Source organism: Meiothermus taiwanensis WR-220, assembly GCF_003568585.1.
GTDB lineage: Bacteria > Deinococcota > Deinococci > Deinococcales > Thermaceae > Meiothermus > Meiothermus taiwanensis.
Map to the genome: position 1 here is coordinate 575192 of NZ_CP021130.1, position 25496 is coordinate 600687.

At 60.6% G+C, this 25496-nt stretch carries 24 protein-coding genes; 7 read left to right on the forward strand and 17 right to left on the reverse strand.

The window, feature by feature from the left end:
* Positions 1–2: 2 nt before the first annotated feature.
* From MTAI_RS02940 to MTAI_RS02950, 3 genes are read right to left on the reverse strand one after another with little or no spacing between them, the layout of a single operon-like run.
* Positions 3–1286, reverse strand: coding sequence for a TRAP transporter large permease (locus MTAI_RS02940; RefSeq protein ID WP_027887376.1), 1284 nt, complete (start codon positions 1284–1286; stop codon positions 3–5).
* A complete protein-coding gene (locus MTAI_RS02945) occupies positions 1283–1741 on the reverse strand; it encodes a TRAP transporter small permease (RefSeq protein WP_027887377.1) in 459 nt (152 codons plus the stop codon). The genes MTAI_RS02940 and MTAI_RS02945 overlap by 4 nt, the downstream gene beginning before the upstream one ends.
* A 49-nt stretch (positions 1742–1790) precedes the next feature.
* Complete coding sequence (locus MTAI_RS02950; protein WP_027887378.1) at positions 1791–2768, reverse strand: C4-dicarboxylate TRAP transporter substrate-binding protein; 978 nt, start codon at positions 2766–2768, stop codon at positions 1791–1793.
* A gap of 155 nt (positions 2769–2923) precedes the next feature.
* Between MTAI_RS02950 and MTAI_RS02955 the strand changes: the two genes are divergently transcribed.
* Positions 2924–3949 (forward strand): LacI family DNA-binding transcriptional regulator, encoded by a 1026-nt coding sequence (locus MTAI_RS02955; RefSeq protein WP_027887379.1) that lies wholly within the window; start codon positions 2924–2926, stop codon positions 3947–3949.
* Positions 3950–4072: 123 nt separating this feature from the next.
* Positions 4073–5002 carry a sodium:calcium antiporter gene (locus tag MTAI_RS02960; RefSeq protein WP_027887380.1) on the forward strand — a complete coding sequence of 310 codons (930 nt, stop codon included), beginning with the start codon at positions 4073–4075 and terminating at the stop codon, positions 5000–5002.
* Positions 5003–5096: 94 nt separating this feature from the next.
* Here the strand turns inward: MTAI_RS02960 and MTAI_RS02965 are convergent, their stop codons facing one another.
* The 6 genes from MTAI_RS02965 to MTAI_RS02990 form a co-directional block, all read right to left on the reverse strand.
* Positions 5097–6353 carry an ABC transporter substrate-binding protein gene (locus MTAI_RS02965; protein ID WP_027887381.1) on the reverse strand — a complete coding sequence of 419 codons (1257 nt, stop codon included), beginning with the start codon at positions 6351–6353 and terminating at the stop codon, positions 5097–5099.
* 83 nt (positions 6354–6436) lie between these two features.
* Positions 6437–7585, reverse strand: a complete 1149-nt coding sequence (locus MTAI_RS02970; RefSeq protein ID WP_063843309.1) for a carbohydrate ABC transporter permease — start codon at positions 7583–7585, stop codon at positions 6437–6439.
* Positions 7586–7678: 93 nt separating this feature from the next.
* On the reverse strand, positions 7679–8932 hold the full coding sequence (locus tag MTAI_RS02975) for a carbohydrate ABC transporter permease (RefSeq protein WP_027887383.1): 1254 nt from the start codon (positions 8930–8932) through the stop codon (positions 7679–7681).
* Between the two features lie 140 nt (positions 8933–9072).
* A complete protein-coding gene (locus MTAI_RS02980) occupies positions 9073–9849 on the reverse strand; it encodes a succinate dehydrogenase/fumarate reductase iron-sulfur subunit (RefSeq protein WP_027887384.1) in 777 nt (258 codons plus the stop codon).
* A 1-nt stretch (position 9850) separates the two neighbouring features.
* Positions 9851–11680 carry a fumarate reductase/succinate dehydrogenase flavoprotein subunit gene (locus MTAI_RS02985; RefSeq protein ID WP_027887385.1) on the reverse strand — a complete coding sequence of 610 codons (1830 nt, stop codon included), beginning with the start codon at positions 11678–11680 and terminating at the stop codon, positions 9851–9853.
* A gap of 12 nt (positions 11681–11692) precedes the next feature.
* A complete protein-coding gene (locus MTAI_RS02990; protein ID WP_245453128.1) occupies positions 11693–12349 on the reverse strand; it encodes a succinate dehydrogenase in 657 nt (218 codons plus the stop codon).
* Between the two features lie 366 nt (positions 12350–12715).
* Here MTAI_RS02990 and speD point away from each other — a divergent pair, with 366 nt between their 5' ends.
* Positions 12716–13156: an adenosylmethionine decarboxylase gene (gene speD / locus MTAI_RS02995; protein WP_027887387.1), complete on the forward strand. Its 441-nt coding sequence runs from the start codon at positions 12716–12718 to the stop codon at positions 13154–13156.
* Positions 13157–13165: 9 nt separating this feature from the next.
* Here the strand turns inward: speD and MTAI_RS03000 are convergent, their stop codons facing one another.
* The gene (locus MTAI_RS03000; RefSeq protein ID WP_027887388.1) at positions 13166–13963 is read right to left on the reverse strand and encodes an IclR family transcriptional regulator; all 798 of its coding nucleotides are present in this window, start codon (positions 13961–13963) and stop codon (positions 13166–13168) included.
* A gap of 129 nt (positions 13964–14092) precedes the next feature.
* On the opposite strand from MTAI_RS03000, the gene aceB reads away from it, so the two are divergent.
* Positions 14093–15667, forward strand: a complete 1575-nt coding sequence (aceB, locus tag MTAI_RS03005) for a malate synthase A (RefSeq protein WP_027887389.1) — start codon at positions 14093–14095, stop codon at positions 15665–15667.
* Positions 15668–15863: 196 nt separating this feature from the next.
* On the opposite strand, the gene MTAI_RS03010 is transcribed toward aceB, so the two are convergent.
* Complete coding sequence (locus MTAI_RS03010) at positions 15864–16595, reverse strand: single-stranded DNA-binding protein (protein ID WP_027887390.1); 732 nt, start codon at positions 16593–16595, stop codon at positions 15864–15866.
* 603 nt (positions 16596–17198) lie between these two features.
* Between MTAI_RS03010 and MTAI_RS03015 the strand changes: the two genes are divergently transcribed.
* A complete protein-coding gene (locus tag MTAI_RS03015) occupies positions 17199–17819 on the forward strand; it encodes a 50S ribosomal protein L25 (protein ID WP_027887391.1) in 621 nt (206 codons plus the stop codon).
* Positions 17820–18073: 254 nt separating this feature from the next.
* Positions 18074–18682: an aminoacyl-tRNA hydrolase gene (gene pth, locus MTAI_RS03020; RefSeq protein ID WP_043982241.1), complete on the forward strand. Its 609-nt coding sequence runs from the start codon at positions 18074–18076 to the stop codon at positions 18680–18682.
* 209 nt (positions 18683–18891) lie between these two features.
* Here the strand turns inward: pth and pstB are convergent, their stop codons facing one another.
* The 4 genes from pstB to pstS form a co-directional block, all read right to left on the reverse strand.
* Positions 18892–19701, reverse strand: coding sequence for a phosphate ABC transporter ATP-binding protein PstB (gene pstB / locus MTAI_RS03025; protein WP_376738251.1), 810 nt, complete (start codon positions 19699–19701; stop codon positions 18892–18894).
* A gap of 14 nt (positions 19702–19715) precedes the next feature.
* Positions 19716–20546: a phosphate ABC transporter permease PstA gene (gene pstA, locus MTAI_RS03030; protein WP_027887393.1), complete on the reverse strand. Its 831-nt coding sequence runs from the start codon at positions 20544–20546 to the stop codon at positions 19716–19718.
* Between the two features lie 10 nt (positions 20547–20556).
* Positions 20557–21543 (reverse strand): phosphate ABC transporter permease subunit PstC, encoded by a 987-nt coding sequence (pstC, locus tag MTAI_RS03035; protein WP_036196924.1) that lies wholly within the window; start codon positions 21541–21543, stop codon positions 20557–20559.
* A gap of 62 nt (positions 21544–21605) precedes the next feature.
* Positions 21606–22685 carry a phosphate ABC transporter substrate-binding protein PstS gene (gene pstS / locus MTAI_RS03040; RefSeq protein ID WP_027887395.1) on the reverse strand — a complete coding sequence of 360 codons (1080 nt, stop codon included), beginning with the start codon at positions 22683–22685 and terminating at the stop codon, positions 21606–21608.
* Between the two features lie 173 nt (positions 22686–22858).
* Between pstS and mobA the strand changes: the two genes are divergently transcribed.
* Positions 22859–23407, forward strand: a complete 549-nt coding sequence (gene mobA, locus MTAI_RS03045) for a molybdenum cofactor guanylyltransferase (RefSeq protein WP_036196925.1) — start codon at positions 22859–22861, stop codon at positions 23405–23407.
* 13 nt (positions 23408–23420) lie between these two features.
* Here mobA and MTAI_RS03050 read toward each other — a convergent pair whose 3' ends face one another.
* Together MTAI_RS03050 and xylB are read right to left on the reverse strand one after the other, a co-directional pair.
* A complete protein-coding gene (locus MTAI_RS03050) occupies positions 23421–24038 on the reverse strand; it encodes a YceH family protein (RefSeq protein WP_027887397.1) in 618 nt (205 codons plus the stop codon).
* A gap of 20 nt (positions 24039–24058) precedes the next feature.
* Positions 24059–25477: a xylulokinase gene (gene xylB / locus MTAI_RS03055; RefSeq protein ID WP_027887398.1), complete on the reverse strand. Its 1419-nt coding sequence runs from the start codon at positions 25475–25477 to the stop codon at positions 24059–24061.
* Positions 25478–25496 lie beyond the last annotated feature (19 nt).

Here is a 25496-nt window from a genome sequence, read left to right on the forward strand (position 1 = left end):
CTTCACCTGTGGAAAAGCAAGTTGGGCAGTGTGGTAACCAAAGGTGGGAACAAAAGGGCTGCGAGGATGGTCGCCAGTACCGCAACCAGCAACGGCCAGCCTTCGCGCAGATACTCTGCAACCGAGCAGCGCATAATCGAGCAGACGGCGTACATCGAAAGACCCACGGGTGGGGTCAGCAAGCCTATGGCGCAGGTAAGGGCCATCAGCACCCCGAAGTGCACCAGATCGACCCCCAGGGCCTTCATGGCCGGCACCAGTATGGGGGTTGTCAAGATGATCATCACGGTGGAATCCAGAACGGTGCCCAGGACCAGCAGGGCCAGCAGCACGGCCAGGACCACCAGGGTGGTCTCGAGCTGTAGCCCCACCAAAAACTGCCCCAGCTTCTGGGGCCACATCTCCCACTTCATGGCATAGCCGATCAGGGCCGAGCAGGCGATCAGGAAGGAGACCATGCCGATATCGGCCACCGACTGCTTTAGGGCGCGCACCAGGCCGGCTTTCCCCAGTTCCCTGTAGACCACGCTGCCCAGTATGAGGGCATAGACGCAGGCGGCCGCGCCCACCTCCGACGGCACGAAAACCCCGCCCCGTAGCGTGAGGAGCAGGATCAAGGGGAAGATCAGGGCCCAGAAGCTGGCTAGAAAGGCGGAAGCGATCTCGCGCGTGGGGGCTCGGCTGGCCCGCTCGCGGGGGTACTGGCGTTTTTTAGCCAGGAAAGCCACCACCAGCATAAATACCAGGGCCAGCAAAAGCCCTATGCCGATCCCACCGGCAAACAGGCGGCCGATGGAAACCTGCCCGATGCTTCCGTACAGGATAAGGGCGATGCTGGGGGGAATCATCACGGCCAAAAGGCCAGTGAAGCCCTGCAACGCGGCAATGAAGCCGGGGGTGTAGCCTCTTTTTTGCATCTCAGGCCCCAGCACCCGGGCCTGCATACTGGCATCGGCGATGGCCGACCCCGAGACCCCCCCCATCAGGGTGCTGGCCAGCACGCTGACCTGTCCCAGGCCGCCGGCCAGGTGGCCGGTGAGCAGGGTGGCGAACTGCACCAGCCGCCGGGTGACCCCGGCTTCGTTCATTAGATTGCCGGCCAGAATAAAGGTGGGGATGGCAAGGAGGGCGAAGTTCTGGGTCTCCGAGAGCGCGAGCTGAACCGGCATGACCGGCTGGAGGCCGGGCGTGAGCAGGAAAAAGACGAAGCCCGCAATGCCAATGGCGAACACCACCGGCATGCCCAGCAGCAACAGCCCGAGGAAAATAAGAAGCGATACGATCATGCCGGGTTCTCCTTGAGAAGCTGCCTAATTTTGCCCACGGTTGTAATCAGTAAAAGCAGGCTGCCAACCGGTACGCTCAGGGTGACCCAGGCGTAGCTGAGTTCTGGGATGCCCTGGAAGGTGCGAAAGCGGGTGGCATAGGTCATCTCGAGGCCATAAACCAGCAGCGCCAGCAGGAACAAAGCGATCAGGCACAGGTTGAACAGTTTGATGGCCCGTTGCCAGGGTTTAGAGAGCCGCTGCACAAAAATTTCTACGCTCACATGCCGATCCTGCCGGAAGGCCACATCGGCCCCCAGGAAAACCGCCCAGGCGAAGCAAAAGGTCGCCAGGTCGATGCTCCAGCCCAGGGGTTGGCCCAGAAAGCGGCTGATACCGCTTATGAAGACCATGGTGGTTGCGATGGCAAGGAAGACCAGGGCCAGTGATTCTTCGAGTCGATGCACTGTGCTCACAACAGCCCCCAAAGCTTACCCGGGCCGAGAGCGGCCCGGGCGATTGGCTTTAGCGCAAGCCCATCTCCTCGTAGAGCCTGCGGCGGGCATCCAGAAGGCCAAGGCGCTCGTAGGCGGCCTGGCCGGCCTGCCGGAAGGCCTCGAGGTTGACGTTGGTTACGATGGTCATACCCCTGCGCTGCACCTCCCGCTGGGCCATGGCGGTCTGCACCTGGATTTCTAGGGTGACGCCCCGGCCAGCGCTCTCGCATTCTTCCACCAGGATTTGCTGGTAGTTTTTGGGTAGACGCTGGAACCAGGCCTCACCTACCACCTGGAAGTTGACAAGCAGGATGTGTTGCGTCTCGTTTACATAGCGCAGCACCTCGTTCAGGCTCATGTCCAGGATGTTCTGATAGACCAGCTCCACGCCGTCAATGGCGCGCTGCTGTAAGCCACTGTAGATCTCACCGAAGGCCAGGGCGACCGGGGTGGCCCCCAAAGCCCGCACCGATTCCTGCCAGATGGGCGCAGGGGGGGTGCGGATGCGCAGGCCCCTTAGATCTTGCGGGGTTCGGATGGGCCGGTTGGTCATGAAGTGCCGGGCCCCCTGCACCCAGTTCATACAGAGCACCCGGATGCCGTACTGTGAGGCGAGCTGATCGATCCAGCGCTGAACCGATGGGGTTTTGCTAAGACGCTCTACCTGGGCGGGGTTCTGTAGAAAGTAGGGGGCGTTGATCACCGCCATTTCACGGATATAGTTGCCCATCCGCGCGGCGTCGGTGTTCTGCCCGACCGGGATGCCCCGCCGGAGCTGCTCGATGATGTCTTCTTCAACCCCTAGCTGGGCGCTGTGGAAAACCAAAATCTGCAGGTCGCCATTGGTGCGGGCGGCCACCCGCTGGGCCCACTTTTGAAACGCGGCATGGAACGGGTGGGTAGGGGCCAGGACGTGGTTGTAGCGAAGGGTGTAGGTGGGGTTGCCTCCTTGCGCCAGACCGCCTGTGATCAGTAACACGAGGAAAAACCAAGCCAGCTTGTTCATGGTGCCTCCTTTGCTTGCAAAAACCAGCTCGAGCCGTATGGTGACTGTGGGGTCAAGCCATGCCTACCTCCTGTTTGATTTAGTTAGGTAAACGATAACCTAAACACAAAAAGCTTGTCAATACAGAAGAATGAAAATATATTGAGTTAGCGTTTATGAGACCTCGTGCCCGAACCACCCTTGCGGATGTTGCCCGACTGGCAGGGGTTTCTGCCGTTACAGTCTCGAAGGTCTTGAACGGCAAGGGGCACATTTCCCCCGAGACCCAGGAAAAGGTGCAGCGGGCGGCGGCTTTGCTGGGGTATGTGGCCAACACCGCGGCGCGTCGGCTCCGCGGGGGGGCCACCCGCATTCTGGGAATGGTAGTGCCGGAGCTGGTCAGCCCCTACTTTGCAGAGCTGGCTCGAGCCGCCGCCGATGCAGCGGGCCGGTGCGGCTACGACCTGGGCCTGTTCACCACATCTCGAGACCCCCAGCGGGAGCGTGAGCGCATCCAGAGCCTGCTGGGCGGTATGGCCGATGGGCTTTTGTTGGTGGTGCCGGTCGGCGCCAGTGAATTTCTGAGTACGCTTGAACAAAGCCAGGTTCCCATTGTGCTCATCAATTACTTTGGCGGAGCCACCCACCTTCCGGTGGTACGGGGCGAGAACTACGAGGGCACCGTGGCGCTCTTGCACCACCTGCTTGCGCTGGGCCACCGGCGGATTGGCTTTATTGGGGGGGCGGAGCACTCGGGGCAGGCGAAGGAGCGCTACCGGGCCTACCGGGAGGTGATGCGGGCGGCGGGGCTTTGGGATGAGACCTTGGTGCAGCCAGGCGACTTTACCCGCAGAAAGGGCCTGGAGGGGGCTCGAGCGCTGCTTGGGCGGCCCTCACCGCCCACGGCCATTTTTGCCGGTAGCGACCTGATGGCCTTTGGGGTGATGGAGGCTGCACAGGAGCGCGGATTGCAGGTGCCGGCGGATATCTCCATCGCCGGTTTCGACGATAGCCCACTGGCCAGCCTGGTTCCACCGGGGCTTACGACGGTGGCTCATCCCATCGCCGATATTGCCGAGGCCGCGGTGCGCTTGCTGCTCGAGGCCATCGAGGGCAAATCGGTGCGAGACCAGCTGCTGGAATTTCCCAGCCGGCTGGTGGTGCGGGGATCGACCGCCCCTCCCAAAACCCCCCTACCTTGAGTCTGGTATGCTTGTGACAGCAGGCATGAATGGGTAAAGTCCGGGAATTGCGTGCTTCACGCTTCCCCCTGTAGTTGAGCTTACCCAACCGCTGCGCTGGGTATCCGTGGAAACCAATCTAGAATGACTATTTCGTTTCTGACCCTGCTTGCTAGCTTGGCCGTGCTGCTGGGGGCAGCCCGCTTACTCACCCAGTCATCGGAGCGCATTGGCCTCGCTGTGGGGCTATCCAGCTTTATGGTGGGTGTGATCATCGTGGGGGTGGGAACCTCACTGCCCGAGCTGGTGACCGGGCTTTTCTCGGTGCACCAGGGGGTTTCGGAGATTGTGAGCGGCAATGTGCTGGGGGCCAATGCATCCAACCTGCTGCTCATTTTGGGTGTGAGCGCGGTGTTTTCGGTGTTGCGTCCGGTATATCTGGGCGAGGCGTACATCGCCATTGACCTGCACTTTTTAGTGGGTGCGGCGTTTGTGCTGGGGGTGGTGATGTTCGACGGGCTGGTGGGCCGGGTGGAGGGGCTGTGCTTGCTGGCGGTGTATGGGGTGTATGTGGCCTATTTGCTCAAAGAAGGCAGCAGCAAAGTGACTGGGCAGGCTCGAGCCCCCCTGGTCTGGCACGACCTCCTGATCGTGGGGCTGAGCGCGGTGGGTGTCTACTTTGGGGCTGACTGGACGGTGAGCAGTCTACAAGGGCTGGCGGCCGGCCTGGGTGTTCCAAACGCCGTCGTGGCGGTTACGTTGCTGGCTTTGGGTACGACCCTGCCCGAGCTGGTGGTAAGCCTCACTGCCGCACGCCAGGGGAAGGCTTCCATGGCGGTAGGGAACATCCTGGGTTCCTGCGTTTTCAATGCGCTGGTGGTGGTGGGGGCGGGTGCGGTCTACGGCACCGTCAAAGCGCCGCCCGAGCTGACCGGCTTCGCCCTGCCCTTTGTGGTGGGGGCTTCGCTGTTGTTCTACCTGCTGGTGCAGGATCGGCGCATCTCGAGCTGGGAAGGGATGCTGTTCTTGGTGATGTATGGATTGTTTGTGCTGGAGGTCAGCGGCCTGGCTTGAGACGTGAGCAGCATTTGAAGAATGCAATAAAACGCGCGCCTCACGGTAGTGAGGCGCAGCGCGCAACTCCTGTTTGAGCTCAGGGGTGGGAGGTTTAGCGGGTGCGACCGGCCAGTAAGTCCTCAGCAGCTTTCTGGGCCTTGTCTAACGCAGCCTTGGGGGTGGCCTGGCCCAGCACAGCCTCTTTGATGGCCTGTCCCAGGATATCGAAGCGGATCTGCTCCCAATCCGAAAGGGCGGGTTCAAACTTGGCGTAGCGGGCCTGGGTGATAGCCACACCAAAGGCGGGGTTCTGTTTGATGTACTGGGTTACCACAGGGTCGGCGCCCGAGCCTAGGTTGACGGGCACGTAGTTGGTGGCGACCCCGAAAACCGCCTGTACCTTGGGCGAGATCACGAACTTCAAGAAGTCGGCGGCGACCTTTTTCTCTTTTTCGTCGGCTCGCTTGAAGACCACCAGGTTGGTGCCCTGCACCAACCCGAAGCCGGGCTGCTTGTCGGTGCGGCCCGGTAGGGTGGCCACGCCCAGGTCGAATTTGGCCGCCTGCAGGTAGAAGCTGTAACCCGCCGAGGTATCGGTGGAGAAGGCGTAAGGCCCCACGCCGAAGTTGGCGTTAATGAAGCCACTGGTAATGGGCCGGGCCCAGCCCTCCTTGACCCCCTGCACCAGGAGCTCGAGCGTCTCGACGGCCTTGGGCGAGTTGAGCACCAGCTTGCCGTTTTGCAGGTAGCTCCCGCCCAGGGTGAAGAACCAGTACGAGAAGGTCGAGGTGTCGGGCTGGAAGAAGTAGACCGGGGCTTTTTCTCCCTGGGAGATTTGCTTGGCGGTGGCTATGAACGCGTTGATGGTGGTGGGCACCTTGGCGTTGTACTTCTTGAGCAAATCGCGGTTGTAGTACAGAACCTGGATGCTCTTGTTGAAGGGAACCCCGTAGATCTGCTTGTTAAAGGTCACCGCGTTGACAAAAAGGGGGTTGACCCCTTTCAGGTCTATACCCAGCGCGGCCATGGGTGTAAGAGCATCGGACTCGAGGTACAGCGCCATGTTGTTCTCGAAGGCCTGGGCCATGGCCGGCACTTTTCCGCTGGCAAAAGCGGCTTTGATCTTGGTCGAGAGGTCGCGGTAGTTGCCTTGCCCAATTGGGCGCACGCACACCTGGCCGTTTTGGGTTCGGTTGAACTCCACCACCAGGTTCTCCAGGGCGGTCTTGGGGGCACCACCGGTAAAGCCGTGCCACAGCTCGGCCACCACGCTGGCCTTTTCACACTGGCCCTTGATGATCTCCTCGGGCCGCTGCTGCGCTAGGGACAGGCTCAGGAAAGCGAAAAAGGCGATGGTTAGATATTTCATCTCACGTCTCCTTCTCATTTGTTTATACCCACAACAACGTCAGCTAAAGGTCAGGCCACCTATTACATTACCCCATGGTGGGCCTACTTGATTCCACTGCGGGCCACCCCCTGGATAAACTGCTTTTGCGCCAGAAAATACCCCAGCACGATGGGCAAAATGGCCAGCGTTGAGGCGGCCATCAGGGCCCCGTAGTCGCTGCCGGCCTCCCCGATGAAAACCTGCAGGCCCCGCTGGATGGTGTACATCTCGGGCCGGTCGGTCACAATCAGAGGCCACAGCAGGGCGTTGTAGGCGCCCAAAAAAGTAAAGATGCCATAGGTGACCAGCCCCGGTATCGAAAGCGGCAGGGCAATGCGCACCAGCTGCGTCCAGTAGCTGGCCCCATCCATCCGGGCCGCATCGAACAGATCCCTGGGGAGCGACAGATAAAACTGCCGCAGCAGGAAAATCCCGAACACCGAGGCCAGCCAGGGCACCACCAGGGCGTAGTAGGTGTTGATCCACTCGAGCCTCGAGAGCAGGATGTAGCTGGGAATCAGCAGCACCTCGCCGGGAATCATCAGAGTTGCCAGGATCATGAGCCAGACCAGATTCTTACCGGGGAACTCGATGCGGGCCAGGGCGAAAGCGGTCATGGCGGCCAGCAGCAGCCCCACCAGCACCTGGGTTCCCGCAGTTATGAAGCTGTTGAAGAAATACCGCCCAAAAGGAGCGGCCAGCCAGGCCTCGCGGTAGTTGTGGAAGACATAGCCCAGCGCGCCGGGGGCCAGGTTGACCCATTCCAGCCGCCAGTCGTCGCCGCTCGAGCGCACCGCATCGGGGGGTAGCTCGGGCCGGTAGCTCGCGTAGCTTTTGGAGAGCAGCACCACCGCCGGGAGCAGCCGGAAAGACTCGCCCGAGACGTTGGTGAAAGTGATCTCCCAGTGATCCTCCTGGTAGCGGGTGCGGATCTGGGTGCCCTCGGCCCGGGGGTCGCTGAAAGCGCCCACAGCCGTAGGAATAAAGACCTGGGGCTCGGGCCCCATCCGGCCCGTATAGATGCGCAAGGTGACGCTTCGGCCGTCCTGGTAGCCGCCCCAGAGGGGGCTGCCCCCTTCGGCACCTAGCCGGGCGGCCACCCTCCAGTTGGCGGGCTTGAGCCGCTCGGGAACCCAGATGGGCCGGGCCTGCTGGGCCTCCTGGGGGCTTTTCAGGCTGGTAGCCAGCATCCAGTAAAAAGGAAAGGCCATCGCAATGGCCCCTACGCTCAAAACCAGGTAGATCAGCAGGCGGCTCAGGGCATACGGGGGGGTCATGGGGTTCCTTCCTTTGCGTTGTGGAAATCAAGTCTCATAGTTTACCCTGCGCTCGAGCACCCGCTGCTGTACCAGCGTGAGCACCAGAATAACGGTAAACACCACCACCGCGATGGCGCTGGCGTAGGAGAAGTCGGAGTCGCGGAAGCCCTTGTTGTACAGATACAACGTGATGGTCAGGGTGTCTTGCAAGACCCCGCCGGTGGGGGTCATGATCAGCACCTGGGTAAAAACCTGAAAAGCCCCGATCAGGCCCAGCGTGGAAAGAAAGAAGGTAGTGGGGGAGAGCAGGGGCCAGGTGATGTAGCGCTGCTGCTGCCACCAGCTGGCACCATCGAGCTGGGCGGCCTCGTAGTACTCTTTGGGGATGTTTTGCAGCCCGGCCAGAATGACCACCACCTGGTAGCCCAGCAGGTGCCACAGGCTCATCACCATGATCGCCACAAAGGCTACGCTGGGCCCGGCCCAGAAGCCTTGAAGATGGATGCCCAGCGGAGCCATAGCCAGGGCAAAGATGCCCTGCGGGGTGGAGAGCCAGTCCAGCCCTGGCGTGCCGAGCACCCAGTTGAGGAAGCCAAACTCGGGGTGATAGATCCAGTCCCATACCGCTGCAGCCGCGGTGAGCGCCGTAATGTAGGGCAGAAAGTAGAGCGTGCGGAAGAAGCCCAGCAGGCGCACCCTTTCGTTGAGCAAAATCGCGACCACGGTTGCCAGCAGAATGCCCAGCGGAACCGTAAAAATCACGAACCAGAAAGTGTTGCCCATGGCTTTCCAGAACAGAGGATCGCGCGTGAGCAGAATTTCGTAGTTAAGGAGCCCCGCGAACCTGCTCTGTCCGATGAAGTTAAACCGATCCAAAAATGAAAGCCACAGGGCATACAGGCTGGGGAAGATCTGCCAGACCAAGAGCAGCCCCAGCGAGGGCCAGACCAGCACCCAGCCCCAGAAGCTGGCCTGTTCGCGCTCGCTCATCCGGGGCGCCCAGGCCCAGTAAAGAGCGCCCACCCCGAGCAGGGCTAGCAACACGGCCGGGGTGTTGCCGTATCCCCACCCGATACCAACCAGCAGGAGCCCTATACCCGGCAGCAGAGCCGCTTGGAAGCCTCTAAACATCGCCTCGAGGGTCACCCCAAGGAGCAGGATGGCGCCCACCCCATAGGCCCAGGGGGGGAGCAGCTCGAGCGCCACCGCCAGCCGAACCAGGGCCAGCAGTACCGCCATGCCGAGCACCAGGGTGGGCCGATGACCGAGCGAGTGTCCAAGCGTAGACCCACGAAGCATTCGCACGGCGTAAGTCTACCAGGACAGGATTTGTGAGGGGAGCGGGTGGGGGCTCTACCGGCCTGCCTGGTAAGGTCATTGGCTGGATACAAAAAACACCAGCCGCCGGCGGCTGGTGTTTGGGCGTGACCTGATGTGTACTAGTCGTCGGCTGCCTGGCCAGAGGAAGGGGCCTGCGTCTGCTTTTTGCTACCGAACAGCCGCCGGAAGAAGCCCAGGATTGGGTCGTAGTACTCGTCCACCACCCGCTCCTTGAGCGGGATGATGGCGTTATCGGTGATGTGGATGTGCTCGGGGCAGACCTCGGTGCAGCACTTGGTGATGTTGCAGTAGCCGATGCCCCCCTCATTTTTGAGCATATCCAGGCGGTTTTCCACGTCCAGGGGGTGCATCTCGAGGCTGGCGGTACGCACCAGCAAGCGCGGCCCAATAAAGCCGGTTTTTTCGTCGTGCTCGCGCAGCACGTGGCAGACGTTCTGACACAGGAAGCACTCGATGCACTTCCTGAATTCCTGCACCCGGTCGACATCCTCCTGGAACATGATCCAGTCGGTGTTGGGGGCCGGGGTGAAGGGTTTGATTTTTTTGTTGGCCTCGTAGTTCCACTTCACATCGGTGGCCAGGTCGCGGATCACCGGGAAGGTTTTCATGGGCCGCACCGTGACGGGCTTGCTGGTGTCGAGGGTGTCCAGCCGGGTCATGCACATCAGGGTGGGCTTGCCGTTGACCTCGGCCCCGCACGAGCCGCACTTGCCGGCCTTGCAGTTCCAGCGGCAGGCCAGGTCGGGGGCCTGTTCGGCCTGGATCTGGTGGATGGCGTCCAGCACCACCATGCCCTCTTGCACTTCGATGGTGTAGTCCTTCAGCTCACCACCGTTGCGATCCCCACGGAAAACTCTAAAGGTGACGGTCGACATCTCAGGCACCTACCTTGTCGCTGAGTTCTTTGAGGTCTTTGGCCTCGGCTATCTTGCGCAGCTCCTCCGGCATCTCCGGCAGCGGCTCGGCCACCACCGTAAGGGTTCCATCGCTGCTGCGCCGGATGATGTGGTTGATTTTGGCAAAGGTGGGGTCGGGGTCGGGGTAGTCGAGGCGGGCGTGGCCCCCCCGGCTTTCCTTACGGGCCAGGGCGGCCAGCACCACGGCCTCGGAAATCTCCACCATTAGGCGTATATCCAAAGCCGTGTGCCAGCCGGGGTTGTAGGCCCGGCTGCCCGAGACCGAGGTATTCCAGGCCCGCTTTTTAAGGTTGGCCAGAATCTCGAGCTGCGCCTTTAGCTCGCCTTCTTCGCGCATAATGCCAGCGTTTTTCTGCATGGTGGCGCGAAGCTCTTTCATGAGCGCAAAGGGGTTTTCACCCTGGGGGTTGTTGAAGGGCTGCAGGGCTTCGGCGATGTAGGCCCGTACCTGGGCTTCGTCTACCTGGTAGGAGCCACTCTGTTTGGCGGCATACTCGGCTGCGGCCATGCCAGCCCGCCGCCCAAACACCACCAGGTCGGACAGGGAGTTGCCGCCCAGGCGGTTGGCCCCGTGGAGCCCCCCGGCCACCTCGCCTGCGGCGTACAGACCCGGTACGTTGGTGGCCTGGGTGTCCGGGTCGACCCGCACCCCGCCCATCACATAGTGGCAGGTGGGGCCCACCTCCATGGGTTCTTTGGTGATGTCCAGGTTGCCCAGCTTCATGAACTGGTGGTACATGCTGGGGAGCTTCTTTTTGATGTAGTCGGCGGGGCGGCGGCTGGCGATATCCAGGTAGACGCCGCCGTGTGGACTACCCCGGCCTTCGTTAACTTCTTTACGAATGGCCCTGGCCACCACGTCACGGGTCAATAGCTCGGGCGGGCGGCGGGCGTTGCGGTCGCCCTGGAGCCAGCGTTCGGCCTCCTCCTCGGTTTCGGCAAACTCGCCTTTGTAGCGCTCGGGCACGTTGTCGAACATGAAGCGTTTGCCCTCGCTGTTCTTGAGAACACCCCCTTCACCCCGCACACCTTCAGTGACCAGAATGCCCATCACACTGGGGGGCCAGACCATCCCGGTGGGGTGGAACTGAATAAACTCCATATCGATCAGATCGGCACCCACCATGCTAGCCAGCGAGAAGCCGTCGCCGGTGCACTCCCAGGAGTTGGAGGTGATCTGGTAGATGCGGCCCAGCCCGCCGGTGGCCAGCACCACCGCCTTGGCCCGGAAGACCAGGAACTCCCCGGTCTGGCGATTAAAGCCCAGGGCTCCCACCACCCGACCGGCGTCGGTCAGGAGGCGGTAGATGGTGGTCTCCATGTGGGCATGGATGCCCATCTTCACCGCGTGGTCTTGCAGGGTGCGGATGAGCTCGAGGCCGGTGCGGTCGCCCACGTGGGCCAGCCGGGGGTAGGAGTGTCCCCCGAAGTTGCGCTGGTTGATCCGGCCATCGGGGGTGCGGTCGAAGACCGCGCCCCAGCGTTCTAGCTCCCGCACCCGGTCGGGGGCTTCCTTGGTGTAGTTCATCACCATCTTCCAGTTGTTGAGCATGCCCCCGCCTTTGAGGGTGTCGCGGAAATGCACCTTCCAGTTGTCTTCCGGGCGCACGTTGCCCATGGCGGCCGCCATGCCTCCCTCAGCCATCACGGTGTGGGCCTTGCCCAGCAGGCTCTTGGTAACCACCCCCACCCTGGCCCCTTGCTCGATGGCCGCGATGGCGGCCCGTAAACCGGCCCCACCGGCGCCGATTACCAGTACGTCATAGTCGTGGATGGTATAGGATTCCATACTTGGCTCCCTTTAGAACAGGCGAATATCGGTGATGGTGCCCATAGAGCACAGGCGGATATAGACATCGGTGAACCACACCGAGAGCATGCTGACCACGCCCCAGAAGCCGTGGCTCTCGTTAATGCGGCTGATGCGCTGCCACAGGGTATAGCGGGTCTTGTGCTTGGACATGCAGTTGAGGCAGCCGCCCGCCAGGTGCCGCCAGGCATGGCAGGAGAAAGTGTAGTATGAGAGCAGGATCACGTTGCCCAGCATGATCAGGCTCCCGACGCCAATACCAAAGCCATCCTCAAAGAAAAAGGCCTTGATGGCGTCGTACCACAGGAAGGCCACCACCGGCACCGAGAGATACCAGAAGTAGCGGTGCAGGTTGTTGAGCACAAAGGGGAAAGCCCGTTCACCTTTGTAGGCCTTGCGCAGCTCGGGTACGGCACAGGCCGGGGGATCCCAGAAGAAAGCCCTGTAGTAGGCTTTGCGGTAGTAGTAGCAGGTTGCGCGGAAGCCCAGCGGAATCCACAGCACTAAGAAGGCCGGTGAGATGGCCAGCCAGTCGAGGTCTTTAGCGTGAACGCCGGGTAGGGGTATGGAGTAGAAGGGCGATAGGTAGGGCCCATACTCATAGTGTTGTCGATTCAGAGCGACCCAAAAGGCGTAGAGCCCGAACAAGCCCAGGCTCAACACAGTGAAGAGGGGCTCGATCCACCAGGCGTCCTGCCGATCCGTTTTCCGAGATTCTATACCTGTAACAGGTTTCGTACTCATTTCTACTAAACTATAACGGTTTATGAGCAGGTATGGAAACCTCGGTAGGCCACATTGGTCGTGGAGCAGCACTGGTGTAATTAATAACACTCATTCCAAGTTATGGAGGCTGGGCTGCGCCAGGGTGGGGTTTTTGGCTGCTGATTGACATTCTGGATCCTCGAGCCCATAATTGTGGGCTGTTAAGACGCCCCTTGGGTGGCCGTCTGACAAAGCGCTGCGGACAAGGCAATTGTGCTTGAAAGCCGCAAGCTTATGGAGGATACGAGGTTGGAACTGTTTGGTTTTGGCCCGCACCTGATGATTGACGGCTACCACGCAAACCCTGAAAAACTGGCCGATTTTGAACTCGTTCGGCAGGTTCTCGATCAGCTTCCCGAAGAGATGGAGATGACCAAGGTGCTGCCCCCGGTGGTGCAGCGCTACCCGGCGCTGCCAGGCCAGGCGGAGGGGATTACGGGGGTGGTGATCATCGCCGAGAGCCACATTGCCATACACACCTTTCCCAGTGAGCGTTTTATTAGCGTGGACATTTTTTCCTGCAAAGAATTCGACCTGGGCAAAGCCCTCAAGCGGGTGGTGGAGCACTTTGAGATTGGGCGCTACGAGACCTATCTAATTAATCGGGGCAAGGAGTATCCCAAGGATCTCGAGCTGGCCCGGCAGATTGTGGCTGGGGAGCGGGAGTACATAGAGGCCCGCATCGGTTAGCTGGCAGAATTAACCCGACCAGCCCAGCCGGGCTGAGACGGCATCGGCGGCCTGGCGTACCCGCGCGCCGAGTTCGGGCAGGCGCTCGTTGGGAACGCGGGTGGTGGGCGCCGATAGCGACATGGAGGCGACCACCTTGCCCCGGTTGTCGTGGATGGGGGCTGCAATGCAGCGCACCCCGTCTTCGCGCTCTTCGTCATCTAACACATAGCGTTGTTGGCGGGCTTCCTGCAAGGTTTGCAAGAAGCCTTCCAGGGTGGTGATGGTCTTGGCCGTGTAGGGTTTGAAGGGCCCCGCGCCTACAATCCGGCGGATCTCCGGCTCGCTGTGTTCCATGAGCAGGGCTTTGCCCACCCCGGTGCAGTAGATGGGGGCCCTGGCCCCGATGCGGGTGAACATACGGATGAGCTGTCGCCCCTCGACCTGTGCAATATAAATAACCTCGTTGCCATCTAGCACAGCCAGGTTGACGGTTTCATTCAGCTCGTCCACCAGCTTTTCCATCTCGGGCATGGCGGCATCAATCAGCCCACCCCGTGTCAGGAAGGCCGAACCCACCTGATAAGCCCGTAGCCCTACCTTCCAGAGGCCCTTGGACTCATCCCAGTCGGCAAAGCCGCGACGGCGCAGGGTTTCCAGGAGCCGGTAGGCGGTGCTGGGGGAGAGCTCGGTTCTGCGGGCTAGTTCTGAAAGGGAGAGGGTCTCGGCTTCGGAGAGGACTTCCAGCAGGTGCAGGCCGCGCTCGAGCGTCCGTACCTCGCCCACCTCGGTGGAGCGGCTGCGACCTGGGCGGCGTTTGGTGTTCATGGCTTTAGCATAGGGGAGCCGGGTCATTTTTTCAACAAATGGAAAATAATCTCGCAGATTGACAAACCGCTTCGACTGCGGCTAGGCTTTGAGCAAGCCGTGCACCCGGTGGTTTGACAGGAGACTGCTATGAGCGAGATGCCCAAAGGTGTGCAAATTGTAGGCCCCAAACTCCCTGCCTCTGATACGGTGCTGACCCCCGAGGCCCTGGCTTTTCTGGCTGGGCTCCAGCGTGAGTTTAACGCGGTACGTAAGGGTTTGTTGCAGCGTCGCGCTGAGGTGGCCCAGCGCATCCAGGCGGGCGAAAAGCCCGGCTTCCTCGAGCACACCCGGTTCATCCGGGAAGGGGACTGGAAGGTGGCCCCCGCCCCCCCCGACCTCAACGACCGCCGGGTGGAGATTACCGGCCCCACCGAACGCAAGATGATGATCAATGCCCTTAACTCCGGGGCCAAGGTCTTCATGGCCGACTGCGAGGACGCGCTCTCGCCCACCTGGGAAAACGTGGTGCAGGGCCAGCAAAACCTGATGGATGCGGTGCGCCGTACCATCCACCTGAGCACCCCCGAGAAGGAGTACAAGCTGGGTGAGAAAATCGCCACCCTGGTGGTGCGCCCGCGGGGCTGGCACCTGGTGGAGCGGCACCTCCTGGTGGATGACGAGCCCATCTCAGCGAGCCTCTTCGACTTCGGGCTTTACTTCTTCCACAACGCCCATGAGCTCTTGAAGCGGGGTAGCGGCCCCTACTTCTACCTGCCCAAGCTGGAGAGCCACCTCGAGGCCCGCCTCTGGAACGACGTCTTCAAGTTTGCCCAGAGCTATATGGGCATTCCCCAGGGCACCATCCGGGCCACGGTGCTCATCGAGACCATTCTGGCCGCCTTCGAGATGGAGGAAATCCTCTACGAGCTGCGCGAGCACGCCGCCGGCCTCAACGCAGGGCGCTGGGACTACATCTTTAGCTGCATCAAGAAGTTTGCCACCCACGAGGTGCTCTTCCCCGACCGCGCCCAGGTCACCATGACCGTGCCCTTCATGCGGGCCTACACCGAGCTGCTGGTGCGCACCTGCCACAAGCGCGGAGCCCACGCCATTGGGGGGATGTCGGCCTTCATCCCCAGCCGCAAAGACCCTGAGGTAAACGCCAGGGCCATCGAGCAGGTCACCAAAGATAAGGAGCGGGAGGCAGGAGACGGTTTCGATGGCACCTGGGTGGCCCACCCCGACCTGGTGCCGGTGGCCATGGCGGTATTCGATAAGGTGCTGGGCGATAAACCCCACCAGAAAGACCGCCTGCGCGAGGATGTGGACGGCAAGATAAAGGCCGAGGACTTGATTAACTTCGAGGTGCCGGGCGGCAAGATTACCGAGGCGGGGATTCGCAACAACATCAGCGTGGGGTTGCAGTACATAGCTGCCTGGCTGGGTGGAAGCGGTGCGGTGGCCATCTTCAACCTGATGGAAGACGCCGCTACGGCCGAGATTTCCCGCTCGCAACTGTGGCAGTGGCTCCGCAAAGGGGCCCGGCTGGACGATGGACGCACCTTTACTCAGGAGCTATACGCAAAGCTCAAGCAGGAAGAGATGGCCAAGCTGGCGGGCCTGAAGAACCTGGAAGAGGCCGCCCAGCTCCTGGACGAACTGGTATTGCAGCCGGAGTTCAAAGAATTCCTGACCCTTCCGGCCTACGAGCGGCTGGGTTGAAACCTCAGGATGCCCTACCGCTGATTCCCCTTTATCAGGGGCCCTCACGGGAAGCGCAAGCAGGTCTTCAAAATTAGACAACGGGCGAAGCTTCCCGTGGGGTACTGTGCGGGCATCTTCACAGGAATTTGGGTGGACGGCCCGAATGTCCACCCAAAACCCGGCGACGGCTAGAATCCCGAAGGTTGTGGCTGCTCTAGGCGGCTTTGGTCTTGCGTTTGGACTTGGTAGGGCGCTCAGGCACTTCCTGGGCTCGCTCAGCGGGGCGGATACGGGCCAGGGGGGTTACGCGCTGGACTTCTACAACCCGCTTGTAGCGCTTGGTTTTGCTTTCTGGGTCTTCCCAGACTTCGGTTTTGAGCGCGCCTTCCAGCAGCAGCGGCGAGCCCTTCTTCAGGCTGCTAAACTGTGCTGCCTGCTCGCGCCAGGCTTCCAGCTCAACGTAATGGCTTTTGGCTTGCCTGGCTGTAGCGTCCCAGCTCGAGAAGCCCAGGCTGGCCCTGGCTACCAGGGTCTTGCGCGGGGTCTGGCGGATCTCCGGGTCGGTGGTCAGGCCACCGGACAGAATCACCCGGTTCTCGGCCCCGTAGAGCACCGGGCCCTGTTCTTCCTGGCGCACATCGGCGTTTTCCAGTTTGAAGAGATCTTCGCCCACGATGCGCAGGCGCGAACCTTTTTGTCCATCGGCCTCCCAGGACTCGTAGACCAGGCGGCCCATCGCCTGATAGGCTTCTCCATCTACTAGATAATTGGCCCAGTGCTCGGCCATCTTGCCATAAAAGGTCAGATCGGCGCGGGAGAAGATGTGCTCATTGCCAACGGCGCGTTTGCCAACGAGGGTGACCTCGAGCACCGGGGTGCCTTTGGGGGTATAGCGAAGGTGGTGTTTGCTCAAAACGCCACTGATGAAGACTAGGTTGGTGGACATGTTTGGTTCTCCTTGTACGTTACGGTCAGATGCTGTGGGTTTTTGAAGGGTGGATTGTTTGTTGGGCCATAAGAACCTACGCTATGGCCGCTGCAAACGGGCTGGGCCTGGTAGGGGGTGGGGGATTCTCGAGCGTTTTCATCGTTCACATGCGTTGCGGTCTGCACCACAGGGGCGCGCTGGGTAGGGGCTTGGGGTTTCGGTCGGCTCGTTTTGGTGCGTTGCGGTCAGTTCTTCAGTTCTTTTACGTTTGCTTCCTTCCCCCGTTTGGTTGTACCAAATCGGATGGATTTAGACTATAACATAATCAAGGTTTTGTCCAGGGCTTGTAAACCATAGAACAAAACCAAATAAAAAGGCATTTTTTGCAAAACCGAACTCTATTCCGACATCGGCTTGCTGCTGTAACGATGCCTGAATTACGTCGAAAACGTATAGGGGGATCCTAATGTAGATGCCGAATAGATAGGCTTTTCGAGTGGCCGGGGATTATGGTAGACTTTGAAGGCTTGTGTTTTGAACCCTGCTTGGCTGGGGTGGTGTGAGCAGATAAAAATCCAGAGCTGGCCAGTGCTGGCAACGGAAAAGTTTTGGAGGAAGGGAATGGAATACCGCATCAAAGCCCAAATCCGTGGGAATGAAAAACCCATGGCCCTGCGCGACGCCGGCAAGCTGCCGGGGGTGGTTTACAACCGCAGCGAAAACTACAAAGTTACGGTAGATCTCAAGGAGTTTAACAAGGTCTTTATGGCTGCTGGGATCCACCACGTGATTACCCTCGAGCTCGAGAACGGAAAAACTGTGGATACCCTGGTGCGCCAGGTTAACCTGGATAAGCGCCGCCGTCGCCCCGAGCACGTCGACTTCTACGCCCTTTCCGATGAGCCCGTGCTGATGTGGATTCCAGTCAAGATCGAGGGCACCGCGCAGGGCGTGCGTGAAGGGGGTGTGCTGCAGCTTGTCAACAATGACGTTCAGGTCAAGGTTTCGCCCAAAGCTATTCCCCCCTACATTGAGGTCAACGTAAGCCATCTGCGGATTGGTGATAGCATCCATGCCGATGAGCTCAGCCTTCCGCAAGGTGTAACCCTGGCCATGAACCCCCGCGATACCATCGTGGCCATCGTGCCGCCTGAGGACGTTGAGAAGCTGGAAGCCCAGGCCGCCGAAGCTCCTGCCGAGGTTGAAGTCATCAAGAAGGGCAAGACCGAGGAAGAGAAGTAACCATCCCTCGAGCAGCCCAGGGGTCGAGAGCCAGAGCGGTCTCTCGGCCCTTTCTTTTAGCGCCTTGGGCTTTAGTAATACCAGATTCGGTTAGTTCGGCGCCGGAAGGCGGCGAACTAACCCGACCAACGGGAGTGCTCTAGGATTCAAAAAGATAGCCTCTGGAGGTCTTTGCTTTGGATGACTATCTTTTTGAATCCGGTATAAAGTGGTTCTCGGAGAACCCAGTGCAACAAACTCCAAACAACAAAGTTATGTTCTTGATCGTAGGACAGGGAAACCCCGGCCTGCAATACGCCCACACCAAGCACAATGTGGGGTTTTGGGTACTGGATCGCCTTGGTTCAAACTTCCAGCACAAGGACAACGCCCTTATCGCTGAGGTCAAGTTTCGCGCAGCCTCTGGTGAGTGGATTTCGGGTTTGCTTATCAAGCCCACAACCTATTACAACGCCACTGGGGAAGCTGTGGCTCCTCTAGCCCGTTTCTACAAAATTCAACCCAGCCACATTCTGGTTGTTCACGATGAAATGGATCTACCACCCGGACGCTTGCGATTCAAGGTGGGTGGGAGCAGCGCGGGGAATTATGGCCTGGAATCTATTGCAGCCCATTTGGGAACCAGAGAATTCCATCGTTTGCGTATCGGGATAGGTAAACCACCTAGACCCCAGGATGGTGCAGCCTGGGTACTGACGGGTTTTCACCCCGATTTTGTACCGGTGATAGACAAAGTGATCCAGACGGCTGCCGAAGCAGTACAGACCTGGGCTACCGAGGGCATAGATGTCTGCCAAAAAAAATACAACGGCCTTAACTTTGCCGAACCACCCAAACGAACAGAGCCTGAGCAGACCGGTTGACCCCATAGTGCATCTGTGTTCATGCAAGAGGCGTAGGGGGGTGGCCGGGCATGTGATTCACAAGCTCAAGGTCTGAGGAAACCTAACGGTGGCAGGCATTTTACCCAGTACAGCAAAATACGCTGTGCTGGGTATTCGTGGGAAACATTCTAGAGCACTACCTTCGGTCAGGTTGGTTCGCCGCCTTCCCCTGTGGATCTCGGCGCGGCTTAGCCGAAGCGTCCAGTGATATAGGCTTCGGTGCGCTTGTCCTTAGGTGTGGTGAACAAGAGGCTGGTGGGGCCAAACTCCACCATCTCACCATTCAGGAAGTAGCCGGTGAAGTCCGATACCCGGCCTGCTTGCTGCATATTGTGGGTTACGATAACGATGGTAACGTGGTTCTTAAGTTCGGTTAGCAGATCCTCGATGGACTGGGTGGAGATGGGGTCTAGTGCGCTGGTAGGCTCGTCCATCAACAAGACCTCGGGCTCAACGGCAAGGGCCCGGGCGATGCACAGGCGTTGCTGCTGTCCTCCTGAGAGGCTCATGCTGGGGGCATGGAGCCGGTCTTTGACCTCATCCCACAGGGCTGCCTGCCTCAGGGCGCGTTCGGCTGCCTCGTCTAAAAGGGATTTTTTGCGAATGCCTACCAGCCGCAAGCCTGCTACTACGTTGCCGTAAATGGAGAGGGTCGGAAAGGGATTGGGTTTTTGGAAAACCATCCCGATTTTGCGCCGCACCTCCACCGGGTCTACCCCAGCAGCATAGACGTTAATGCCATCCAACAAGACCTCTCCGGTCACGCGGGCGCTGGGGGTTAGGTCGTGCATGCGGTTTAGGGATCGTAGAAAAGTGGTCTTGCCACAACCCGAAGGCCCGATCAAAGCGGTCACCTTGTTGGCGTAGATCGGCATGGTTACGTCTTTTACGCCCGCCTTCTGTCCGTATATTACGGTCACATGGCGGGTCTCGATGCGGGTTTTGAGACTGGGATCAAGGGTCATCTCGGAACTGGCCATGGGTTTGAATTCACGCATCATTTCCAACTCTCCTAGCGCCCGCGGGTCACCCAGCGGGCCAACAGGCTGGTTAGCACAATTAGACCCAACAGCACCACCGCCGCTGCCCAGGCCTGGCGATGCCAGTCTTCATAAGGGCTAATGGCATAGGCATACAGGCGCAAGGGCAGGGTGTCCATGGGCTGCAATAGGTTGTAAGTGAGCAAGGAGTTCCCGAAAGCGGTAAAGATCAGCGGGGCGGCTTCTCCTGCAGCCCTGGCCGTTGCCAGCAACAACCCGGTCACCACCCCTGCTCGGGCCGCTGGCAGAACCAGCGACAAGATAACCCGCCAACGCGGCAGTCCCAAGGCCAGCCCCGCCTCGCGAATGTTCCAGGGTACCAGCTTAAGCACGCTCTCGGTGGTTTTAGCAATGATGGGAACCATGATAAAGGCCATGGCCACTGCCCCCGAGAGGCCGGAAAAGGAGCCCTGGGCCTTGACCACCAGCACATAGGCCAGCAGTCCCTTTAGAACCGCGGGCATTCCGTTGAGGGTGTCGGATAGCAGGCGCAGGGTAGGATTGAGTTTATTCTCGGGATACTCGGCCAGCAAAATACCGGCGGCGATGCCAAAAGGGGTGGCGATTAACAGGCCGGTTCCAGTGATGATGAGGGTGCCGACGATGGCGGGAGCCATCCCCCCCCCTAGTTCGCCGGGGGGTTTGGGGCCTTTGGTGAAAAAGTCCCAGTTGAGTGAAGAAAAGCCGTTGACCAGAGCATAGCCAAGTACCAGGGTAAGCGGCAGGGCGGCCAGGATGGTTCCGGCAATCACCACAATGAGGATTAGACGGTCGCGGGTGTAGCGTGCTTGAAGACTGCGCATGGTCACTCCTCTAAGCCCTTTGGCTCCCTACTTTGAGTTTGTTGAGCAGATAGCTGGCAGCGACATTGACGATAAATGCGATCAAGAAGAGATAAAAGCCCACCCCGATAATGGCTGAATAGTGCAGGTCTTCCACGGCTTCTTTCAGCTCGAGCGCGATCACGGCGGGCATGGTCGAGGCCGGGCCAAAGAGGGTGTAGGGCAGGACATTGCTGTTGCCAATGACCATCGCCACCGCCATCGTCTCGCCCAGCGCACGGCCCAGAGCCAGCATGGCCCCGGCGAAAATACCCCCCCTGGCATAGGGCAGGATAACCGTCTGCATCACCTCCCAGCGGGTGGCCCCCAGTGCATAGGCCCCCTCGCGTTGGGCGGCCGGAACCAGGGCAATCGCATCCCGCGAAAGCGCTGCCGTGAAGGGTATGATCATGCTGGAGAGGATCACGACGCCGGTAAACATCCCGTAGCCTGCGGGATTGCCTAAAAAAGGTACCAGCCCAGGCGCCTTCTCGGCAGCCCACAGGAAGGTGGGCATGTAGATGACCTCGCGCAGGAAGGGTGCCAGTACGAAAATGCCCCAGATGCCATACACCACACTAGGTACCGCTGCCATCAGGTCTACCAGGTAGTTGATGAAGCCGGCCAGCCAGCGGGGGGCATACTCTGCGGTAAAAATCGCCGCTGCGAGGGCTATGGGAAAGGATACCAGCAGGGCGGCGAAGCTGGTGATAAGGGTTCCTAAAACATAGGGCCAGATGCCAAACTCGAGCTTCAAGGCCGGATCCCAGGTGGTGCCGGTCAAGAAACCCCAAAAACCTTCTTTGTTGATAGCTTGTGACCCGCCTAGGTACAGGTAGTACCCCAGCCCCAGGGTCAAAGCGACGATGCTGAGCGCTAAAAGCAAGACTACGCTTAGAAAAATACGATCGCCCCACAGGCGGTAAATCGCCGAAGGAGTCTGTTTGATAAGGGAAGATTGCACGGGAGCCTGTTGCATGCGCACGCCTTTAGTTTACAAAAGAGGTGGGAGCCTGCGAGACCCCCACCTCCCTCCAACACCTAACGGCCTACGATCTCCCGACCGATGGGTTTGCCCTGGTAGGTGATGCGCGAGATCAAGGCCAGCGCACGGGCCTGGGCTACCTCAGTAAGGCGGGCATAGGTGAGGGGCTCATTGAACTTTTGTGCGTCGGTCACCATCCACTTAAGGAGCTGCACAAAAGCCCGGGCCTCGGCCTCGCTCTTGAAGGCTTTGTTTTTGTCCAGTTGCTCGTAGACCAGCATGTAGGCGAAGCTGGAGATGGGATACCCATCAGGGGCCTGGGTATCGGTCAGGGAAACCCGGGCATCACCCGGCAGCACTACGTTGGCGGCGGCGGTGATGGCGGGTAGTTCGGCCACTATAAAGCGGCCCGCGCGGTTCTGTACCGCCCCAAACTGGATGCGGTTCTGTATAGCGTAGGTCACCTCGTTGTAACCAATCGCACCGGGGGTGTTGCGCACCACACCAGCCACCCCTTCGTTGCCGCGCGCACCTACTTTGTTAGCCGGCAGCCAGTTTACGCTGTTGCCCCGCCCCACCTTCTGGGCCCACTCGGGCGAGACCTTGGAGAGGTAGTCTGTCCAGACAAAGGTGGTGCCCGAGCCGTCGGAACGGTGTACTACTGTGATGGGGAGCGGTGGCAGGCGGACGCCCTCGTTCAGCCTGGCGATGGCGGGATCGTTCCAGGTCTTGATGTTGCCTAAGAAGATATCGGCTAGAACCTCACCGGTGAAGTTCAGGCGCTGGGTTACCCCAGGCAGGTTATAGGTAGGCACTACCGCCCCCAGCACAAAGGGAATATTCAGCGCAGGTGAACCGGTATTCCGCCGGATATCGGCCATCTGCTGGTCGTTGAAGGGGTTGTCGGAGACGCCAAAGTGTACGGTCTGTTCGATAAACTGGCGCTGGCCCCCACCTGAACCAATGGACTGGTAGTTGACGCGCACCTGGTTGTTGGTGACTTTGAGGTATTCATCGAAATATTTCGATAAAACCGGGAAAGGAAAGGTGGCCCCAGCCCCGGTCAGGTTGACCTGTGCCAAGCCAGAGCTAGCCAGCCCTAGCAGCGCAGCGGTTGTAACTAGAAGTTTTCTCATCAAAAGCCTCCTTGGCAGTGGTTGGCACAGCACAAATACAGTGCTGCTCTCCGAGGAATAGCTTGTCGGTCTCATGTCAGGAGATTGTCAGGAGAATAGCAAAAAACTGATGATGAATGGAAGATTTGGTTTGTGTGCCGCTGGAGGCCTGATTCCAAACTATATTGGTGGCGATGCGGTGGAGTGGGGCAGTTCTGGCAGGGGGGGTCTCCAGCCGGTTTGGGCAAGACAAGGCGCTGTACATATACAAAGGCAGGCCGCTTATCGCCTGGGTGCTGGACTCGATGGCCGGGGCCTCCGAGCGTCTGGTGATCGCCAACCGGCCCTATCCAGGGCTCGAGGTCTACCCCGACCTCTGGCCGGGGGGGAATACCCTGTCGGGGTTGCATGCAGCCCTCGCGCACGCACGGGAAGACTGGGTGGCGGTGGCCGCCTGCGATCAGCCTTTTCTGAGCCGGGACTTCTGGTTATTTATGCTCGAGCACGCCCGGGCCGGTATCCAGGCGGTGGTGGCGGTTTCGGGCGATTTATACGAACCGTTGGGGGCGCTGTACCACAGATCGCTCGAGGGCGAGGTTTTGCGCCGCCTTGAGGCGGGCAACCTCAAGATACAAGCGCTGCTGCATGACATTCCCCTGATAACCCTGGACAAGCGCGCGCTCGAGGCCCGCTTTGGTTCTTATTTATTTCTAAACGCCAACCGCCCACAGGATCTTCCCTGAATAGGCATTGGCGTCAGCTCAGCATCTTTTTGAGTTCTTCTAACTGGGCTCGCAGGTCGCGAACCTCGGCTTCCAGGGCCTCTAGACGTTGCTCGAGCTCGCTTTTGGCCTCTGTGCGAACAAAGGGGGTTGGCTTTCCAGCCAGCAGATGGGCATAACGCACCTCACGTTCCCCGGGCTGGCGCTCGAGTGGGGTCACCAGGGGGTGGGGGGCCCGGTTGATGAGTCCCCGTAGCACCGCCTCCACTTCCTGCAGCGAGGCGAACCTGTGGTTCATGCTCTCGGCTCGAGCCCGCAGCTCGCCTAGGGTCTGAGGGCCGCGCAGCATCAGCAGGGCCATCAGGATGGTGGCAGGAGCATCTAACTTGAACTCCCGATCCAGAAACTGCCGGTACTTGGGGGCCCTGGCGTTGTGCTCGCGGAACATGCCGCACAGCCGCTTGCGCTGGAGGGCGTCTAGGGCCTCGCGCACCTCGGCTTCGCTCAGGTTGGTAACGGGCTGGCGGTTGTTTTTTTGATTGGCTCCCAGCCGCACGGCGTTCTCGGTCAGGGGGTAGTGGTCGGGGGTGGCGTACTGCTTCTCAATCAGGGTGCCCAGCACCCGAACTTCGGCCTCGCTCAGTAGCTCCATCGGTAGGATTTTATCCCAGTTCAGAACCAGCTCGAGAGCTGGCGGTACAACTGCTTATACCGCTGGTAGCCCTCCTCGTAGATGGGGTTTTGTGGCTCAGAGACGGGAGTTTCGCTTCTTGCAACCTCGAGGGGTATACCCACCGCCATGCCGGCTAGCAGGGCTGCCCCCCGGGCCGAGGCCGAGGGGGTGGGGGTGCTCACCAGGGGGCGGCCCAGCACATCGGAGAGCATTTGCTGCCAAAAGGGTTCCTGGCTGCCGCCGCCCGAGAGGCGCAGCGGGGCCTGGGGGGGAATCGCTGTACCTAAGGCCTCGAGGCCTTCACGGAGGCTGTAGGCTACTCCTTCCAGAGCCGCGCGCATTAAGTGGCCGCGCTGGTGGTGGAGCCTGAGTCCGGCCCAGACTCCCCGGGCCAGGGGGTTCAGGTGGGGGGTGCGCTCGCCGGTCAGATAGGGGAGGAAACAAAGCCCATCGCAGCCTGCGGGTGCTTGCTGGGCCTCCTGGTAGGCTTGCTCCCAGCTCAGGTGTAGCAGGTTGCGCACCCATTCCAGCGCCAGTCCGGCATTCTGCATGGCCGCCAGGGCGTACCACTGCTGGGGTCGGGCTGCCCGGTAGCGGTGGGTGCGCAGCGTAGGGTCTATCTGAAGGGTGTCCAGCAGAACCGCAATTTGCGCACCGGAGCCCACCGTAAGCTGCACCTGGCCGACTGCGAGGCCGCTGCCGAGGAGCGCTGCGGCGGTGTCGGCGGCTCCGGTTGCCACCGGCAGGCCCTCCGGGAGGCCCAGCCAGTGGGCGGCAGCACGGGTAAGGTGCCCGGCAACGGCGCCGGAAGGCAGGATTGGGGGGAGGAGTTCTGCGCGCAGGCCCAGCCGCTCGAGCGCCTCCCAGGCCCAGGTATCGGCCAATAGGTCGTACAGCAGGGTACCGGAAGCATCGGAGGGGTCGCTGGCAGCCTGACCGGTGAGGCGCAGGCGCAGCCAGTCCTTAGGCTGCAAGGCCCAGCGCGCCTCGGTGTAGGGCCGGGGTTCGTGGCGCTCGAGCCAGAGCAGGCTGGGAGCCGCCATGCCCACTACCAGGGGGTTGGCCAGCCTGTGCCGCAGCGACGCGGGGAGGGCTTTGAGCGCACCGAGTTCCTGCACCGAACGGCTGTCGGCCCAGAGGATGGCCGGGCGCAGGGGCTGGCCCGCTGAGTCCGACAGCACCACCCCGTGCATCTGACCGGACAAGCCAACCGCCACCACCTGCGAGGCCAGCGGCCCGACAGCGGCGCGGGTGGCCTCGGCGGCAGCCCGCCACCAGTCCTCGGGGTCGGACTCGGCCCAGCCAGGGTGGGGGGCTGTTACCGGGTAGGGGCGGCTGGCCTCCCCGCGCACCTGCCCGTCGAAATCCAACAGGAGGGCTTTGAGCGATCCGGTGCCCAGGTCAAGGCCCAGCAGCATACCGATCCACCCCACAAGA